Raw genomic sequence first — 18794 nt, 5'->3', positions numbered from 1 at the left:
AAAGGATAAAATTTATCTCAATTTTTCTTTTAATTTTTTTATACGCAAATACGAACTTTCTATCTGTTTGCTTGAAATTTTGCCATCAATCACAGCTTTATTTATAGCATTTACCATCTCATTTGCTAAGCTTTTATTATTGTGTAAATTTGAGCTTACAAATACTATATCATTTCCGGCTATTATAGCTTTTATGGCATTTTGAATAATATTGCCAGTTTTTAGCAAATCATCACTCATTATAACGCCATTAAACCCAAGTTCCTTTCTTAAAATGCTATATAAAATGATATTTGAAAAATAAGCTTCATTATTTGGATCTAAATTTGAAAATTTAGCACTTGAACTCATTATGATGTCTATTTTGCCAATCATATCAAAATAGACTTTTAAATCACTATAATCATAAATTTTTGCACTATCATTGCTAGGAAAATATTTCATAACAGGAATTACATTTTTTTGAGTAAAAATATCTATAAACTCATTTGCATATGCACTAATTTGATTGTTTTTTAAAATTTTATTTTTTGTATTAACATTTGGTGCCAAATTTAAATTTATACTATAGCTTTTTATATCATCAGCAATATTTGTATATAGAGTTTTTACTGGTTTTGAGTTTATCGCCATATTTTCTAGCATATCATAATCAATATAGCTTGAATTTAGTTTATAAATAGTTTTTTCATCTATGCCTAAAAATGGCGGAAGAGTTGTTGAAATATGTCTAATTTTGTCTATTAAAGTTAATAACTGCTCTTTGTCTTGAAAATTTTTTTCAAGTAAAATTATCCCGCCAATTCGCCCATAAGATAAATCTTTTAAAAGCTGTTTAAACTCTTTGGAATCCACGCTTGTAGAGTCAAAACCTGCGACAATCATTTGTCCGATCATTCGTTTTAATGATGGTTTTGTATTATTTTGATCACAAAAAGCAACCGATAAAATAAGCAAAAATATAAAAACTATTCTCATTTTTTTCTTAACAAATCACAAAGACATTCTGTTGGACTTTTACCGTTTATCATTGAAACCACTTCGTTTACTATAGGTGTGTAAATACAATGTTTTTGAGCGATATTTTGTATAGCTTTAGCAGTTTCAACTCCTTCTGCAACTTCATTTATCTCATTTAAAATAGTTTTTATGTCTTTTTTACAAGCTAAACCCATACCTACTCTATAATTCCTTGAAAGCACACTTGAAGCAGTTAAAAACAGATCTCCAGCTCCGCTTAAACCCATAAATGTTTCATCTTTTGCACCAAAGAATTTGCCAAATCTTGACATTTCTATTAAACCCCTTGATATAAGACTAGCTCTTGCGTTATTACCAAGTTTTAAGCCATCACAAACCCCACTTGCTATAGCTAATACATTTTTATAGGCTCCGCAAATTTCAGCTCCTATTACATCATTTGATGAGTAAATTTTCATATATTTGCCTGGAAATAACTCGCCAAGTTCATCGCACAAACTTAAATTTTGCGAACTAATCACCAAAGCACAAGGAAGCTCAGCTAAAACCTCAGTAGCAAAACTAGGACCGGAAAGATATGCTAAATTTTTAGCATCCATAAAATTTTCAAAAATTTCATTTAAAAACATTCCACTAACTGCTTCTATGCCCTTTGAAGCTACTAAAATTTTTTGATTTTTATTTACAAAATGAGTTTGTAAAAATTCTCTTGTGTGTTGGCTAGAAAGTGCAAAAACAAGAATTTCAGCATTTAATGCCTCATCTATACTAACAAAATTTGCAATATCTCTAGTGGTTCTTGAAGTTATAACACAATCATTTTTCTTGCTAAGTGCGTTAAAAAGTGCACTTCCCCACTTTCCGGCACCAATAACTGCTATTTTCATAGTCTTTGTTTTAAAAGCTCATTTACTTTAGCTGGATTAAATGCACCTTTTCCAGCTTTCATAACTTGCCCTACAAAGAAGCCAAAAAGCTTATCTTTACCACTTTTATACTCATTAACTTTATCGCCATTTTGCGCCAAAACTTCATCTATAGCAGCTAAAATCGAACTATCATCACTAACTTGTTTTAATCCAAGTCTATCTATGATATCATCTACATTTCCGCCATTTTGCATAAGTTCATCTAGTATCTCTTTTGCGGCTTTTTGAGATATTGTGTTATCTTCTATTTTAGATAATAACTCACTCATTTTTGCACTATTAACCGGACTTGTAGCAATTGTAGCACCATTTTTAAGCCTACCAAGAAGTTCAACTGTAAGCCAAGTAACACATAATTTTGGTTCATGCCCTGCTCCGATAAGATCTTCAAAATAAAGAGCCATTTCATATTCACTTATAAGAACCTCGGCATCACTTTCTTTTATGCCAAGCTCATTAATATATCTTTGTTTTTTCTCATCAGGAAGCTCTGGTATTTTCTTACACTCTTCTAAAACTTCATCAGGTATTATAAGTGGTAGCAAGTCAGGATCTGGAAAATATCGATACTCTGCACTATCTTCTTTTGAACGCATTGATCTTGTAGTTAAATTTATGGTATCAAAAAGCCTAGTTTCTTGAACAACTTCTTTATCATAAACGCCATCTTCCCAAGCTGCTATCTGGCGTTCAACTTCAAATTCAATTGCTTTTTGTATAAATCTAAACGAATTTAAGTTTTTTATCTCAACTCTAGTGTAGAATTTTTCATCGCCTTTTGGTCTAATGCTAACATTTACATCGCACCTAAAACTACCTTCTTGCATATTTGCATCACTTATATTTAAAAACCTTAAAATAGAGTGCAGTTTTTTAAGATACGCAACAGCCTCATCACTACTTCTCATATCAGGCTCACTTACTATCTCAAGAAGTGGTGTTCCAGCTCTATTTAAATCAACCAAACTCCTAGAATCTTCGTGCGTATTTTTACCAGCGTCCTCTTCGAGATGTGCCCTTGTTATGCCTATTTTCTTTGTTTCGTTATTAACATTTATAAAAAGTTCTCCTTTTTCTACTATAGGAATGTTAAATTGTGAAATTTGATAAGCTTTTGGAAGATCTGGATAAAAATAGTTCTTTCTATCAAACATTGAACGCTTATTTATAGTTGCGTTTATAGCCGCACCAAAACTTATAGCTTTTTTTACAGCTTCTTTATTTAAAACAGGCAATGCACCAGGAAGCCCTAAACAAACTGGACAAACATGAGTATTTGCCTCATCTCCAAAACTCGTAGAGCATGAGCAGAAAATTTTTGTTTTTGTATTTAGCTGACAATGAACTTCTAGTCCAATAACTGTTTCAAACATAATGATAAACCTTTGTAAATTTATAAAGTAAGTGTGATTTTACCTAAAATTTCTTTTAAATTTTATAAACTACTAAAGGTTTTATGTAAAATTATATTAATGTTCGTCTATGATTACCGCACTTGCTAAATAAACATGAGTAAGCGTCATAAAAATGAATGTCTGCAAAGCACCCATAAGAAACAGAAGTGTATATGGAACAATAGGAATAATCCAAGGTGCAAGTGTTAACATAACAAGTAAAAACAAATCATCGCCTTTGATATTTCCAAAAAGACGGAAAGACAATGATATAACGCGTGAAATGTGAGAGATTATTTCTATAGGAAACATAAGCGGTGCAAGATATTTTGAAGGACCGGCAAAATGCCCAAAATATTTAAAAAATCCATTTGCCTTTATACCCTCATAATGATAGTAAACAAACACACATAAAGCAAGAGTTAAAGTTAGATTAAGACTTGCTGTAGGGGACTCAAATCCTGGAATTATACCAATCATATTACTAAAAAATACAACCAAGCCTATCGTTGCTACAAGAGGTAGATACTTTCTTGATAACTCTTCACTTCCAAGAGTTTCTTTTCCCATTGTGATAACAAAACCAAGGTAAGTTTCCATTAAATTTTGAAATCCTCTAGGAACTAAATGCATAGATTTTGTCGACATTCTTGCAAGAAAAACTATAATCAAAGCTACTAAACATAAATGAAATATATAAATAAAATTGTGATCGTGCGATATAGTCCCAGCAAATAAAAACAAATCTCTCATAAAAAACCTCTTAATAAAAATAATAAATTTGGGCTAATTGTAGCTAAAAATTTGTTAAATTTGTTTTAAATATTATTTGATATTTTAAATTAATAATTTATAAATTAAAATACATAAATAAAAAAACCACACTTAGCCATAATATCAAAATATAATATAAAGAATTCAAAAGCTCCATAGGTATTATTTTCGACATTCTTATATTAAAAGTAATAGCAGCTATGATATTTGCTACTGTCATAATTACAAAGCCGATAATTGCATAATAAAAGTTAAATTCTTGTTGTTTTACTGGCAAGACTTTATTAGCTTTTATACCTAGTATTATGGATACAACTAATAAAACTGATAAATATCTGAATAAATTTTCAGCTCCGTGTCTTTAACTATTTTGCAAGCAGAGCAAAAGTGTAAATGATGTTACCACACTTAACACAAAAAATAATAACCATTGAAGTAGCTAGTGCATTAAATTAATATAAACACTGATGAAGTGTATAATAATTTTGGTAACAGCAGTAAAAAAGAAGCGTCGTTTGAACATTTTTGGCTTTACACCAAAAAAACTTAGTGGCATTTATAAAATCAAAAATTAACTTTATAAAACTCTGTTAGAGCGAGTTTAAACTCTAACAGAGAAAAATTAGGATGTTATATTAACTTTTTTGCAGTGTTTATGTATTTTAGCATTTCATCATCAGGAACCATAGAACCACCAGTAATCCAAGCTATATGTGTAGCATTTTTTAACTTTTCTTTATCATATAATTTATTTATGTGATAAATTCCTTTTACACCAGCGAGTGCTGATGGCTCTAGCTTTAAATCCTCTTTTTCATAAGATAGATACAAAAGTTTATACATTTCATCATCGCTTATCGTATAAATACCCTCTAACATGGTATCCATTATTTTTCCAACTAGCGATGAAGCCCTACCAACGGCAAGCCCATCTGCTGCTGTTTTGTTATCAAGCCCTATATCAAAGACACTTATTTCATTGTGTTTTTGAGTGTGCATACCAAGAAGCATACAAGGGCTGTGCGTTGGCTCTGCAAAAAAGCAGTGAGCATATTTGCCAAATTCCTTTTTTATACCATAAGCAACACCGCCTGGTCCACCACCAACACCACAAGGCAGATAGACAAAAAGCGGATGATTTTCATCTACTTTTATATCCAGTGATTTTAGTTGCCCAGCAAGTCTTTTGGCAGCTACTGAATACCCAAGAAACAGACTTTTTGAGTTTTCATCATCTACAAAATAACTCTGTGGATCACCTTGTGCTTCTTTTCTACCGTTTGCTACTGCTATTGAGTAATCACTTTCGTACTCAACCACATTAACCCCATAACTTCTTAACATCTCCTTTTTCCATTCTCTTGCATCACTTGACATATGAACACTAGCCTTAAATCCTAGCTTTGCACTCATTATACCTATGCTAAGACCCAAATTTCCAGTTGAACCAACAGCGACTTTGAATTTAGATAAAAAGTTTTTTATATCATCATTTGCTATCTTTGAATAATCATCATCAATTTTTAAAAGTCCTTCTTTTAAAAGTAAATTTTCGCAGTGTTGTAAGACCTCATAAATTCCACCCCTAGCTTTTATAGATCCACTAATTGGCAAATGACTATCTAATTTAAAATATAGTTTTCCATAAAGTTTTGTACCATATCTTTTTTCTAACTCATCTTGCAAATCCTTAACCGCAACAAAAGGACTTTCTAAAATGCCTCTAGTTTTTTTACTTTGTGCATAAAGCTTTTCTAAAAGCGGTGCAAATCTATCAAGCCTAGCCCTTGCATCCTCTATATCGCTTATACTAAATTTACTATTGTCTTGGTCTGAATTTTTTGGATTTATCCACAAAAACTCTGTTTTATTTTTTAAATTTTGCATAACATCTTGCATCGTATCCTCCTTAAAATACAAAAGATAAAATAAAGCTAACCGCTAAACCTGTAATGGATGCTATCGTAGTAGCTGTCGTAAAATACCTTAACATTTGCGACACACTTATACCAAGATATTCTTTTACTAACCAAAACAAGCTATCTGTAACAATTGTAGCACCTATTGCACCACTACCTACTGCTATACACATTATCTCAGGACTTATAGTGCTACTTCCAAGAAGCGGTAAGACAATGCCAGCCGCACTTAACATAGCAACAGTTGCTGAACCTATAGCCAAGTGAAGTATCAAAGCTATAAGCCAAGCTAAAAATATAGGACTTATAGGTAAAGTAGAAAGTGTGTTTTTTAGTGCTTCTCCTATACCACTGATAACTAAAATCTCATTAAAAGCTCCACCTGCACCTATAATAAGCAATACACCCGCAATTGGCGAAAAAGAACTTGATGTGATATCAAATATATTATCCATATTTAAATTTCTTTTTATACCCAAAGTATAATAAGCCACAAAAACAGATATCAAAAGTGCTATTATCGGGTCGCCTATAAATTTTATAATCATTGATAAACTTGAACTTTGTTCCACTAATGGTAAAAAAATAGTTTTAGAAAGCATCAAAATAAGTGGCAACAATATAGTAAATAGCGAAATACCAAAACTTGGCATATCTTTTATGTCATCGGTTTTAACCAACTTAATATCAGCATTTAAAGGGAGTTTTACAAATTTCATAAAAACTACACCGCCTACAAAAGCACAAATTAAACCAGTGAAAAGTCCTAACATAATTACCATACCCATATCAGCTTTAAGCGTAGAAACTATCGCAGTAGCAGCAGGATGTGGTGGAACTATACAATGAACTGTCATCAATGAAGTAGCAAGTGAGATACCTATGGTTGCAGGATTTATTTTTAATTCTTTTGCTACAACTAAAACTAACGGAACTAAAAGCACGAAGCCAACTTCAACAAACACTGGAATACCGGCTATAAAACCAACTAAAACCATTACTAAATTCACTCTTTGTTTTCCAAGTTTATTTAGCAAAAAATCCGCTATTACTCTAGCACCGCCTGAAATTTCTAGCATTTTACCCAAAATAGTTCCACAACCTATAATAATAGCTAAAAAACCTAACGTAGAGCCGATACCTTTTTCTAAACTAGCTGTTATTATATCTAGTTTTACACCAGTAACTATGGCAACAAATACACTTGCCAAACTAAGTGTTAAAAATGCATGAATTTTTAACTTACTTATCATAAACACAATCAACAATATCGCCACAATAAGTGTCAAAATCAGTCCAAAATCACTCATCTCTCATCCTTTGTATACAATAGCTTCTATTTCAACTAATGCGTTTTTTGGAAGTTCTTTTACCACAAAAGCACTTCTGGCAGGATATGGATTAGCAAAAAAATCAGCATATACTTCGTTCATTGCATCAAAATTTTTCATATCTTGCAAAAACACAGTTGTTTTAACAACACTGCCTATATCTAAATTTAGAGAAGATAGTATTTTTTTGATATTAAGAAGAGAATTTCTAGTTTGGGTTTTAATATCACCGCATATATCTCCACTCTCTAAATCAACCGGAAGTTGTCCTGAGATAAAAATAAACTCACCGCAAGTTCTGTAAGAGCTGTAAGGCAACTTATGCATTTTTTTCTCCTTTCTAATAAAAAATTATTATATTTGAGAAAATATAGCATAAAAAATATAAATTTTTATTGAATTTTTAGAAAAATAATAAAATATTTTTTAAATTTTGTATTTTTTAATATTATTTTATTATAAATTCTTTGAAGTTTGTATTTTTTGCAAATATCTATAAACACTTGGTTCTGATAAATTTAAATATTTTGCAACCGCAGGAATAGCGTTTTTAATATTAAATATACCTTTTTCATAAAGCTTGCTAATACATTGTGATTTTTGCTTTGGTTTTAAATCTTTAGTATCGCTAGATTTGATTGACAAAATATTTTCTATAATCTCATCAATACTATCACTTAACTGCTCTACGGCATCTTCCATAAACATTTTTGGATCTAAAAATGGATTTATATTTCCAAGAGATAAAATTTCATTTACTATTTTTGCATATTTACTACCATCATAATTAATGCAAAGCATACCTTCTAATTTATCGCCATTTTTTATAAAAAATGTAGAACCACTAATTCCTAAATTTAATCTAGTGGTAGCTTTATAATTAGTTAAATAATCACATTCTAAATATCTTTTTGATTGTATTAATTCTAAAGCAAAACCTGTCATAGGAGAATTAATGTTTCTTCCGCTTATATGAGAATTTTTAATAGCTACAATCTTTGAGCCTTCCTCGCTTATATCGTGAAGAACAATTTCATAATTTTCGCCTAAAATTTCAGCTAAAAAATTTACAAATTTGATATAAATATTTTTTAAATTTTTATCCATAATTAACCTTTCTTTTTAATAAAATTATATATAAACCAGTTTTAATTTAAAAAAATCAAGGTAAAATATATTTCCATACATTTTCATATAAAACTCGGTGCGTCGTTTGAAAAAAGTATCAAATCCCCTGCTTTGGTTTTTTCGCCTAAAATTTGGGTTAAATCTCTTTTATCTTTTACTAAAATAAACTTGTTTTCATCTATAATTCTTTTAAAAATTTCAGCATTTAACTCGCCTGTTATGATAACTAAATCAAAAATTTCATCTATTTTTTTGGCTAAGCTTTCATTTATCTCTTTAGTAGCTTCCACGATACCTGGCGTTATGACAACCTTTCTGCCATCAAAGCTTTTTACCAAATCATAGCTTTTGCTCATTCCTTCAAAATTTCCATTAAAACTATCATCAATGATAAATTTGCCCCCAGCTTCGATTTTTTCCAACCTATGCTCTACGCTTTTTAAATTTAAAACCCTATTTTGTATAGTTTTAATATCAACTTTAAGATAATTAGCCACATTTATACAAGCTGATAAATTTGAAGCGTTAAACTCGCCTAAAAGCTTCGTTTCAAACTCATAATCCCCAGAATTTAACTTCATCTCAAATTTAATCCCATCTAAATTTGAAGTAATATTACTCAAATTTTCATCATAAATTTGAGTTTTTTCATCCGATATTTTTTTCGTAGAACTATGCACAAAAGCAGCTTTTAAATTTGGCGAATTCAAAGCTTCAAGCTTAGTTTTTCTTATATTTTCTAAACTTTTAAAATACTCAATATGTTGCTCTCCTATCTCTCCAACTATAACGATACTAGGTTTTAAAAACTGCGTGATTTCAGCGATATCGCCATTTTTCCTTGCTCCTGCTTCGGCTATGTAAATTTGAGTTTGCGTGTTTAAATTTTCATTTATATCTTTTACCAAACCCATCAAAGTATTTACGCTTCTTGGCGTTTTATAGCACTTAAACTCGCTCTCTAAAATTTGATACAAGAAATTTTTAATGCTAGTTTTACCATAACTTGCAGTAATTTCTATGATAATTAAATTTGGCATACTAGCTAGTTTTTTAGAAGCAGATTTTATAAAAAGCTTTGAGTTAAAACTTTCAAAAATAAAACTTATCAAAAAAGATATTATTAGTGGCAAAAATATCGGTAAAATCTCGACTTTTTTAATAAGTAAAATATCTATAAAAAGCGTTACTAAACCTAAAATAACAAAAAATCTTTTAACTCTAGCTGTAAAAACAAGCTTTTTATCTAGTTTTTTGTGCCAAAAATACAAAGTAGGAACAAAAATTATGTAAAAATACACGGCAAAATATATAAAATTTACATAATTTAAAGCATAATAAAGCAAAATGGGAACTACCAAAAAGAAAAGGTGCCAAAGTGGTTTTGTAAAGTGAAAAATTACTCTTTCAAATTTATAAGAAAACCATTGAAGTGCTGTAATAAGATAAAATCCAAGCAAAAGCGTAAAAAGAAAATTTGTTATAAATATAAAAACATCCATACTTTAACCCTAAAAATGACTCTGTGTGCAATCACTCAAAACTACATTATTTATAAACTCGCCATGAAGCAAAAAGAAAAAATGATCCCCGCTTAACGCAAAAAGTTCGCTATTTTTAATCAAAGAATTTATCCTTTCGCCGCATTTTAAGGGCGTAGTTCTATCTTCTTTTCCCCAAAATATAAACGCCCTACCCTTATAAGCACCAAAATAAGGGCTATAATCCTCATCAACAACTTTTTTTAGTGTCTCATACATCTCTTTACTCATACCAGCAACATCCTTTGTGGCAAAAAGTTTGTATAAAAATCCAAATCCTAACATCTTAAAAAACTTAAAAATAGCTATTTTTAGTCTTACGATTATTCTTTTTTTAACCACAATACCAGCACTGCTTAATAAAACTAAAGTATTTGGGTTTAGCAAAACGCCGACTTTTCCACCAAAAGAATGCCCTACGACTATATCTTTGGTTGAGTTTATCTCTTTTAAAAATCTAGATATGATTTTTGCATAATCTTTGGTATTTATAGCACCATTCATAGAGCTTTTTCCAAATCCAGGCAAATCTATATAAATATGTCTAAATTCGCTAAATTTAGAGCCAAAGGCTTTTTTCATTATATCTTTATTAGCACCCCAGCCGTGTAAAAAAACTATATCTTTTTGATTATTTTGATTTAAAATTTCATAGCTTATGTTATATTTTTTAAAACCAAATTTTATCTCTTTAACTGCCAATTTCGTCCCTTTTTCTATTAGAGTAAATTTGTTCTAGCAAAGTAACAGCATTTTGCAGTCTTTCATACTCTTTCATACTAAGAAGTACGGCTTCAAATTTGCTATTTTTTACGATGATTACTCGCCCTAATTCCCCAGTATCAACTTTTTTCATAACTGATGCAAAATTCCTCACAACCTCTGTTGCTGTGTAAATTTCATCTTTATTAAACGATGGCATAAATCAAACCTTTACATAAAATAATATGTAAAATTTAGCAATAATTTAATTAATTTATCGTTAAAGTTTATCTTTTGCCGATGTTATAGAGTTTATAAATTTATAATCTATATCTATTTGCTTACTTTTTGGGGTATTTTTTGCCAATTTTAAAATAATATTTTCAAAATCATTAAAAAGATAGTTTGCCAAACTTCCGGGGTTTGGATTTATCTCATTGAGGTAAATTTTACCCTCGTGATAAAAAAAGTCACATCTTATGAGTGCACCATCAAAAGTTGTGTTATAAATCTTATCAAAAGTAGCTTTAAATTCATTTTCAAGCTCTAATGTTATATCTGCTTTTTTGCTTCTATTTTCATTTGAAAAACTCATATACTTTTGCTCAAAATCAAGCATTTTTTCTTTTTTAGGCTCTTCAACTATGGAATGAACGATTTTATCTTCTATTTTACAACCAGCTAGATTAAACTCTCTTACATTTTCTATAAGCGGCTCAACTAACACCTCATCATCAAACTCAAAAGCCACATCCAAAGCATACTCTAAATCGCTTTTATCATGCACCATACTTACACCTATTGAACTGCCTAGTCTAAGCGGTTTTAAGATAATAGGTAGCTCAAATGTCGGCATTTCGCCTCTTTTTATAACCTCATAAGGAAGCACATTTACACCAACTTTTTTAGCATAAAGTTTTGTTAGCTCTTTACTAAAACTAAGCACACTTGCTTCTAGCCTTGGCCCTATGTAATTTATATCAAAAAAGTCAAATAAAGCCGCTATTTTACCATCTTCTCCATCACATCCGTGAATTAAATTTATAACACAAGTTATATCAAGCTTTTTACTCATTATAGATTTTGTAAAAAATCCACCATTTTTCAACTCTAATTGTTTTGACTTTTGATACTTTTTAGAACTGAAGAAATTTGCTTTCATATCTTTTTTATCTATGAGATAAAAATTTCTAAATTTATCACAAAAAATAAAATCCAAATCTGTTTTCAATACATTTTTTAAAGCAATAGCTGAAACTATGCTTATTTCATGTTCGTAACTAACTCCGCCAAATATCACAGCTAATCTCATTTTACGCCTTTTCCAAGTATTTGTAGTGCTTCTTTTATAATCTCGCTTGTTTCCTCGCTTTTGCACTCACTTAACACTTTTGAAATTTTATCTCTTTTAAATCCAAGTGATTCAAGAGCTTGCATAGCTTCGTTTCTTGAATTACTACTATCTTGCTCACTATCTAAAATTATTTTTGCATCGCTTAGCTCAGCGATAATTCTTCTTGCCGTCTTTGGACCAATGCCAGGAACAGATCTAAATGCCTCGGCATTTCCACTAATTATCGCATTAGAAAAATCATTAACATTAAGACTAGAACAAACCGCCATAGCAGTTGCGGCACCTATGCCATTTAGTTTAACTAGCATTTCAAACATTTTTTGTTCGCTTATATCCAAAAATCCATATAGCAAATTTGCATCTTCTCTAATGATTTGCGTGATTAAAAGTTCTATTTTTTGATTTTTTTCCAATTTTGCGTAAGTAAATAGCGAAACAAAAATACCATAACTAACTCCACTTCCAGTTTTTAAAACTAAAAAAGTTGGTTCTTTTTTCGTTATCATACCTTCTATGGCTTTTATCATTTTTCAAAACCTTTATAAATATAATATTCTTCATTAATCCTCTCTTCAACCTTAAAAAGCTTAATAAAGTCATTTTTTATAGTGACATAATTTAACTTTTTAGGAGGATCTATCAAAACGAATATTATATCATTCATATCTTCCCAAGTTCCTTTAATTTTTATCTGTGCATCAAAAATTTTATTTTGAATATTTTTTAAATTTGAATGAATCGTTTCTAAAGTATAGTTTTTATCTTTATACTCTGAAATCATATCATTATAATTTTTAATCAAAGTTTTGTATTCTTTTAACTTTATCATGAAAGCTGAAGGAATTTTTATTTTTTTCTCCATCATTTTTTTGATTTGATCTTTTATTGTATTAATAGATTCTTTTGAATCATCTATAGTTATTTTAGTCTTTTTTATCTCTTTTAGAAGTTTTTCTATATCTAAATTTAGAGCTTTAATTTCTGATTGATAGTTAGAAATTTGATCTAAATAAGCATGAATGGCAGTTGGGTCTATTATGAGTTTGTTTGAACTTCCTATATTTTGATTAATTTCTATAAGCTTTGAAGCGGTTATGGTTACATTTGAAACAAGATTATCTATATAAATTTCCTCTCCGCTTATTTCTCCGCCAAGTGCTGAACCTATATGGATGATTTTGCCAAAAACTTTACCTTTTTCAAGGCGATTTATATCACACTCATCACACTCTAAAGTTCCTATATGAGTTGCAATTTTTGCTTTTTTTGTCTGTATAAAAGAAGTAGAGTGTGTAACTCCGCCAACTTCTACAATATTTGCCTTTATTTTTGCTTCTTGTCCAACACTACCAGAAATGATAATTTCGCTTGTTTCTATACTTATATTTGCACCAATCGCATCTTTATTTATATCTTTTTGAGTTACATTTAATTTTACATTATTTTCAGTTCCAACACTAACTGATCCAGTATCTTTAAAGCTTAAATTTGAAACCTCTAAATCTTCTTTTATATCAAATTTACTATCTTCTTCAACGACATATCCAGACTTTTTTGCGATAAATTTTATAGAGTTATCATCTTCTTGTTTTTGTATATTTTCACTAATAGATAAATTTGGATCAAATGTGCTATTTGGTGTTTTTACTTCTATTGTTTTACCAAATACATCTCTCCCGCAAATACCCATTCGCGGCTTAATATACTCTATAATTACCTCATCTTTTGAAACACCATATAAAAATCCACGCTCAGAATAATCAATATTTCCATCTTCTTTTGTATTTACAATTTTATTTTTATAATGAAAAATAAGATCATCATCTACACTTAAAACTGGTAAAACGCCTGTAGTTATAGTAAAATTATAATCTTTATCAAGAGCATTATTTTGTCTTAAATCATCGCTTATATCTTTTAGGCTTTGAGTAAGTTCTTCTTTTCTAATGCCTATTAAAATTCTACTAGTTAGTAGCTTTTTATTTATAAATTTAAGCATTTCATCGCCAAATTCATCATAATACATAAAATCAGGCATAGCCTTAACTATACATATAACTTTAGTAAAGTTTTTATTTACAGCAAGCTTTATATCTGGAAGTTTTGGATAAATATGATTTCTTTTATCATAAAAAGCGACTCTATAGGATTGATTTAATATCAAATTTTTGTCACTAAAAAATTTATTATCATCAAAAATACCAAATTTATCAGCAGTTATAGTTTTTTGCTCTAAAGTACCAAGCTTATAAACACATACAACAGAAATCAAATCATAGTCTATATTTTTTATATCAATTTCATAATTAGAACTAAGTTTTTCTAACTCTTTTTTTATATTGTTTGTCTCTATTGTAATAGGATCTAAGAATTTATCGCTTGGCAAAATAACCTCCTATAGTTTATTTTCTATATCATGCAAAATAGCATCTAAAGCTAAACTCATAGCTTCATTTATAGCAGTTATCTCGTCTTTTTTTACACTAACCTCGACTCTTTTTATATCAGAAACCAAACTTTTTGTCTCTTTATCTACAGAATATATCATTTCAAAAATAGCAACATTTCTACTTTTGTCTATTTGAAGTACCGAAATTTCTGATTTAAATATATAAGAATCATCTTTCATAACAATTTTTGGTTCTATTTTACAACTAGAATAAAATGATTTAAATACAGCTTTTCTAACCATCTCAGTAGGTAAAGCCGCAAATTTAGCACCATCAAGTTTATCAAATTTATAACCATTTTTTACATTTATAAATCTAGTATCTACATCTAAAGAAGCTTTAACTAAATCTATAAAAAGCAAATGCTTATCACTACTATTTTGACACTTTTCTTTACCGCTATACTCTAATATATAATACTGCTCTTTTAGTGCATTTTCACTTAGTTTTAAACTACATCCATTTAATAAAAAAAATAAAATAGCTAAAATAATATATCTCATAATGCGTCCTTTTTAGTCTTCTTTTTGAGTATTTTTAAAGAAAAATTTATATGGATCATCTTCTAATCTAAACAACATACTTTTTATCTCTTTTAATACATCTTGAAATTCTATCATAGTATTTGTGGTTTGGTTTAAAGTTGGAAATGCTATGGCTCTAAGATTATAATCATCACTTTCTATACGCTGCCTAATCAAAATTTGGTTTGTATTAAACTGTGCTAGAGTGTGATTTATATTGTAAATCAGTCTATCAATACTATCAACGGTTTTTGTAGCTCTTGTAAAAAATCCATTCATAGCAGAGCTTTCATTTTCAAAATTATTTGCAATCATATTTAAGGAATTTATAATAGAATTAAGTTTTTCTATGTTCTCTTTACTTCCTAAATTTGATATAGAGCTATTTAAAGTTGTCAAAATAGAGTTTATTTTTTTAGCATTATCATCATTTAAAACCAAAGATATGCTATTAAATGCGTTAATTAAATTTTCATATAACATATCAGCTCTTGAAGTGATTTTATCGATAAGACCTGGTGTTAAAGCTATTACTGCTTTTTCATTTTCTTTAAAACTCTCAGCCTCATCACTGCCTTTACTTATATTTATGTATGAAATTCCAGTAATCCCTTGAGATTCCACGACTGCTGTGCTATCTTTTTTTATCGGCAATCCGTCATTTACCAAAACTTCTATTTCTATCGTTGCATTTTGTAAATTGCTAAAATATATTCTTTTTACAAATCCAGCAGGAACACCGATAAATTTAACCTCACTACCATCTTTTATACCATTTGGCAAAACTTGTGTTTGTATATAATATGATCTATAAACATCTTCATTTCCTCTTGCATTCATCCATAACAAAAACATAGATATGCAAAAAACACAAACAACAAAAAATACGCCCACTATTGTATAGGAATTTTTATTTTCCATAATTTTTATCCCTCATGCTAAATAAATCCTCAAGAGGATTGTTTTTTAAATCTTTAACTTCTTCTACATTACCTTCAAAAATTATTTTTTTATTTTCTATTATCAAAAAGCGATCTAATATACCAAAAATACTATCAATATCGTGTGTAACCATAACAACGGTAATACCAAGACTATCCCTAAGATCACATATCAATCTATCAAAACCTCTTGCGCTCATTGGATCAAGTCCGCTATTTGGCTCGTCTAAAAATAGTATTTGTGGGCTAAGAACCAAAGCTCTTGCAAGAGACGCTCTTTTTTTCATACCGCCACTTAACTGGCTTGGATAAAGAGTAGCTGTTTGTTTATCAAGTCCAACTTTTTGAAGCCAAAACATAGAAATTTCATCTATAATTTTATTTGGAATTTTACTATGTTCTCTAAGCAAAACACCGATATTATCTAGTATATTCATAGATGAATAAAGTGCACCAAACTGAAACATTACACCACATTTTAGTTTTAGCTCCATCCTATCATTATCATCTAACGCCCATATGTCTTTATCAAAAATCTTTACAACGCCACTTTTTGGCTCTTTTAAATAAAAAAGGGTTTTCATAAGAGTTGTTTTACCACTTCCACTTCCGCCTAAAAAACCATAAATTTCAGCTTTTTTTACACTGAAATTTACGCTATCTTGCATTATTCTTTCACCATAAGCAACGGTAAGATTTTTTGCTTCTATGATATTTTCACTCAAATTCCAAGCTCCATGAAAATAACGGCAAAAAGTGCATCTATGGCAATTACCCAAAATATAGCATTTACAACACTTATTGTTGTAAATTTACCTACACTTTCTGTGCTTCCACTTATTTCAAAACCCCTTAAACATCCTATTATGGATATAGCCGCACCAAAAAATGGTGCTTTTATCATACCTACTAGAAAATGTTTTATCTCAACCATTTCTTTAAATCTGTCTATATAACTTGCTATAGGTATATCTAACAAAATATTACAAACAAGCATTTGACCAAAAATACTAACAGCATCAGCAAGAAAAATAACAAGAGGCGTAGCTATTATCATTGCAATAACTCTTGGAAGTGTTAAAAAATAAAATGAATCAAAGCCCATCGTTTTCATAGCATCAATTTCTTCTGTTATTTTCATAACTCCAATTTGTGCTGTAAAGCTAGACGCACTACGACCAGCTATAACAATAGCAGCAATCATTGGACCGATTTCTCTTAAAGTAAGCATTCCCATAATTTCAACTATAAGTATAGTTGCACCAAAAGTTGAAAGCATAGTTGAGCCAAGATAAACCAAAACTATGCCTATTAAAAAGCTAGTAAGACAAACAATAAAAACCGAATTTATACCGGCTGTTTTGATATGATTTGAAATTTCTGCTGATCTAAAATTTTTTATACGAAAAAAAGCTTTTATAAATTTTATAAAAAATTCGCCTAAAAACGAACAAACCATCATAAAATCATAATAAAAATCTATAAGTTTTTTTCCAAGTTTTTCAAATACATTTTCTTTTATAACTCTTGGAATATACTTAAAATCTATCTTATCATCATTTGTAAGATTAAAAATTTTATTAAATTTATCATTTGAGTTTATAATCTTAAATTTTAATCCATTTTTTTCTTGAAAAGATTTTAAAAAAATTGCCATAGAATAATCTATATTTTGTAAATTCTGCAAATCTAGGATTATATTTTTACTTTTTTTTACAATATTTTCAAAAATCGAAAAAACTTTTTTATTTATATTGTAAGTCCAATTTCCATTTAAAAATATGATGGTGCCTTCACTACTTTTTTTATAAGATATAAAATCGTTCATTGTAAAAACAGATGCCTTATTTGAGGTTTACTAAGTGCCAATTTTATCATATTTTGACTTTAATAATATTAAAAACTATAATATATCTTTATAACTTGATATAAGAATTTTTTTGATATAATGAAAAAATTTAAAAATTACTGGTGATAATTATGGATTTTATTGAAATATTTTCTAAGATAAGAAGAAAACAAGCAGCTCCAAGTGATGCTCCGAGCCATTGGGTAAAATGTGATAAATGCCACTCTTTGATGTATTACAAAGAGGTTGAAAACAAATTTAATGTTTGTCCAAAATGCGGACATCATATGAGATTAAAAGCAAAAGATCGCATAAAACTTATGTGCGATGAAGATAGTTTTGTGGAATATGACAAAGATCTCTCGCCAACTGATCCACTTAAATTTGTAGATAAAAAGTCATATAAAAAAAGAATTATAGAAAATAACGAAAAAACAGGTCTTAATAGTTCTGTTATAAGCGGAGAATGCAAGATTAATGATATAGCCGCACAAATAGTTGTTTTTGATTTTTCTTTTATGGGAGGATCTTTAGGATCAGTCGAAGGAGAAAAGATAACAAGGGCTATAAAACGCTGTATAGATAAAAGGCAACCACTTATCATAATCTCAGCAAGTGGTGGAGCAAGAATGCAAGAAAGCACATTTGCCCTTATGCAAATGAGTAAAACAAGTGCAGCATTAAAACTACTTGATAAAGAGAAGTTGCCATACATTTCAATACTTACAGATCCAACTATGGGCGGAGTTAGTGCATCATTTGCTTGGCTTGGCGATATTATAATTGCTGAACCAGAAGCACTTATAGGTTTTGCTGGTGGAAGAGTTATAAAACAAACTATAGGTACTGATTTACCGGAGGGTTTTCAAACAGCTGAGTTTTTACTAGAACATGGTCTTATAGATGCTATAGTTCAAAGAAATGACCATAAAAAATTTGTAAGTGATATGTTAAAAATATTAATGAATAATTAAGAG

The 18794-nt window shown here is 29.4% G+C and carries 20 protein-coding genes; 1 reads left to right on the top strand and 19 read right to left on the bottom strand.

Annotation, left to right across the window (positions count from 1 at the left end; all coding sequences use genetic code 11):
• Positions 1–12 precede the first annotated feature (12 nt).
• The 19 genes from CSPT_RS00175 to CSPT_RS00090 all read right to left on the bottom strand — a co-directional run bounded on the left by CSPT_RS00175 (position 13) and on the right by CSPT_RS00090 (position 17796).
• Positions 13–978: a glycoside hydrolase family 3 N-terminal domain-containing protein gene (locus CSPT_RS00175; protein WP_089181749.1), complete on the bottom strand. Its 966-nt coding sequence runs from the start codon at positions 976–978 to the stop codon at positions 13–15.
• Positions 975–1868 carry an NAD(P)H-dependent glycerol-3-phosphate dehydrogenase gene (locus CSPT_RS00170; RefSeq protein WP_089181748.1) on the bottom strand — a complete coding sequence of 298 codons (894 nt, stop codon included), beginning with the start codon at positions 1866–1868 and terminating at the stop codon, positions 975–977. The genes CSPT_RS00175 and CSPT_RS00170 overlap by 4 nt, the downstream gene beginning before the upstream one ends.
• Entirely contained in the window at positions 1865–3283 is a 1419-nt protein-coding gene (gene gatB / locus CSPT_RS00165; RefSeq protein WP_089181747.1) for an Asp-tRNA(Asn)/Glu-tRNA(Gln) amidotransferase subunit GatB, read from the bottom strand. The genes CSPT_RS00170 and gatB overlap by 4 nt, the downstream gene beginning before the upstream one ends.
• Before the next feature lie 96 nt (positions 3284–3379).
• Positions 3380–4057, bottom strand: coding sequence for a F0F1 ATP synthase subunit A (locus CSPT_RS00160; protein WP_089181746.1), 678 nt, complete (start codon positions 4055–4057; stop codon positions 3380–3382).
• Between the two features lie 97 nt (positions 4058–4154).
• A complete protein-coding gene (locus CSPT_RS09125) occupies positions 4155–4355 on the bottom strand; it encodes a hypothetical protein (RefSeq protein WP_170246150.1) in 201 nt (66 codons plus the stop codon).
• A 353-nt stretch (positions 4356–4708) separates the two neighbouring features.
• Positions 4709–5977, bottom strand: a complete 1269-nt coding sequence (gene dsdA, locus CSPT_RS00155) for a D-serine ammonia-lyase (protein WP_089181745.1) — start codon at positions 5975–5977, stop codon at positions 4709–4711.
• Between the two features lie 10 nt (positions 5978–5987).
• Positions 5988–7307, bottom strand: a complete 1320-nt coding sequence (locus tag CSPT_RS00150; RefSeq protein ID WP_089181744.1) for a GntT/GntP/DsdX family permease — start codon at positions 7305–7307, stop codon at positions 5988–5990.
• Between the two features lie 3 nt (positions 7308–7310).
• Complete coding sequence (locus CSPT_RS00145) at positions 7311–7655, bottom strand: RidA family protein (RefSeq protein WP_089181743.1); 345 nt, start codon at positions 7653–7655, stop codon at positions 7311–7313.
• Positions 7656–7784: 129 nt separating this feature from the next.
• Positions 7785–8435, bottom strand: coding sequence for a helix-turn-helix transcriptional regulator (locus tag CSPT_RS00140; RefSeq protein ID WP_089181742.1), 651 nt, complete (start codon positions 8433–8435; stop codon positions 7785–7787).
• A gap of 83 nt (positions 8436–8518) precedes the next feature.
• Positions 8519–9958, bottom strand: coding sequence for a Mur ligase family protein (locus CSPT_RS00135; RefSeq protein WP_089181741.1), 1440 nt, complete (start codon positions 9956–9958; stop codon positions 8519–8521).
• 9 nt (positions 9959–9967) lie between these two features.
• The gene (gene estV, locus CSPT_RS00130) at positions 9968–10699 is read right to left on the bottom strand and encodes an EstV family lipase (RefSeq protein ID WP_089181740.1); all 732 of its coding nucleotides are present in this window, start codon (positions 10697–10699) and stop codon (positions 9968–9970) included.
• Positions 10689–10919 (bottom strand): type II toxin-antitoxin system Phd/YefM family antitoxin, encoded by a 231-nt coding sequence (locus tag CSPT_RS00125; protein WP_089181739.1) that lies wholly within the window; start codon positions 10917–10919, stop codon positions 10689–10691. The genes estV and CSPT_RS00125 overlap by 11 nt, the downstream gene beginning before the upstream one ends.
• Before the next feature lie 60 nt (positions 10920–10979).
• Positions 10980–12011, bottom strand: coding sequence for a D-alanine--D-alanine ligase (locus tag CSPT_RS00120; RefSeq protein ID WP_089181738.1), 1032 nt, complete (start codon positions 12009–12011; stop codon positions 10980–10982).
• Positions 12008–12580, bottom strand: a complete 573-nt coding sequence (ruvA, locus tag CSPT_RS00115) for a Holliday junction branch migration protein RuvA (protein WP_089181737.1) — start codon at positions 12578–12580, stop codon at positions 12008–12010. The genes CSPT_RS00120 and ruvA overlap by 4 nt, the downstream gene beginning before the upstream one ends.
• The gene (locus CSPT_RS00110; protein WP_089181736.1) at positions 12577–14439 is read right to left on the bottom strand and encodes a flagellar assembly protein A; all 1863 of its coding nucleotides are present in this window, start codon (positions 14437–14439) and stop codon (positions 12577–12579) included. Before CSPT_RS00110 ends, ruvA begins: the two co-directional genes overlap by 4 nt.
• A 9-nt stretch (positions 14440–14448) precedes the next feature.
• Complete coding sequence (locus CSPT_RS00105; RefSeq protein WP_089181735.1) at positions 14449–15006, bottom strand: hypothetical protein; 558 nt, start codon at positions 15004–15006, stop codon at positions 14449–14451.
• A 12-nt stretch (positions 15007–15018) separates the two neighbouring features.
• Entirely contained in the window at positions 15019–15948 is a 930-nt protein-coding gene (locus CSPT_RS00100) for an MlaD family protein (protein WP_089181734.1), read from the bottom strand.
• Positions 15938–16636, bottom strand: coding sequence for an ABC transporter ATP-binding protein (locus tag CSPT_RS00095; protein WP_089183269.1), 699 nt, complete (start codon positions 16634–16636; stop codon positions 15938–15940). The genes CSPT_RS00100 and CSPT_RS00095 overlap by 11 nt, the downstream gene beginning before the upstream one ends.
• Before the next feature lie 53 nt (positions 16637–16689).
• Positions 16690–17796: an MlaE family ABC transporter permease gene (locus CSPT_RS00090; RefSeq protein ID WP_089181733.1), complete on the bottom strand. Its 1107-nt coding sequence runs from the start codon at positions 17794–17796 to the stop codon at positions 16690–16692.
• 152 nt (positions 17797–17948) lie between these two features.
• Between CSPT_RS00090 and accD the strand changes: the two genes are divergently transcribed.
• Positions 17949–18791: an acetyl-CoA carboxylase, carboxyltransferase subunit beta gene (accD, locus tag CSPT_RS00085; protein WP_089181732.1), complete on the top strand. Its 843-nt coding sequence runs from the start codon at positions 17949–17951 to the stop codon at positions 18789–18791.
• Positions 18792–18794 lie beyond the last annotated feature (3 nt).

The sequence above is a fragment of the Campylobacter sputorum subsp. sputorum genome, from assembly GCF_008245005.1.
Lineage (GTDB): Bacteria > Campylobacterota > Campylobacteria > Campylobacterales > Campylobacteraceae > Campylobacter_F > Campylobacter_F sputorum.
This window is presented reverse-complemented; position numbering and strand designations above follow the sequence as displayed.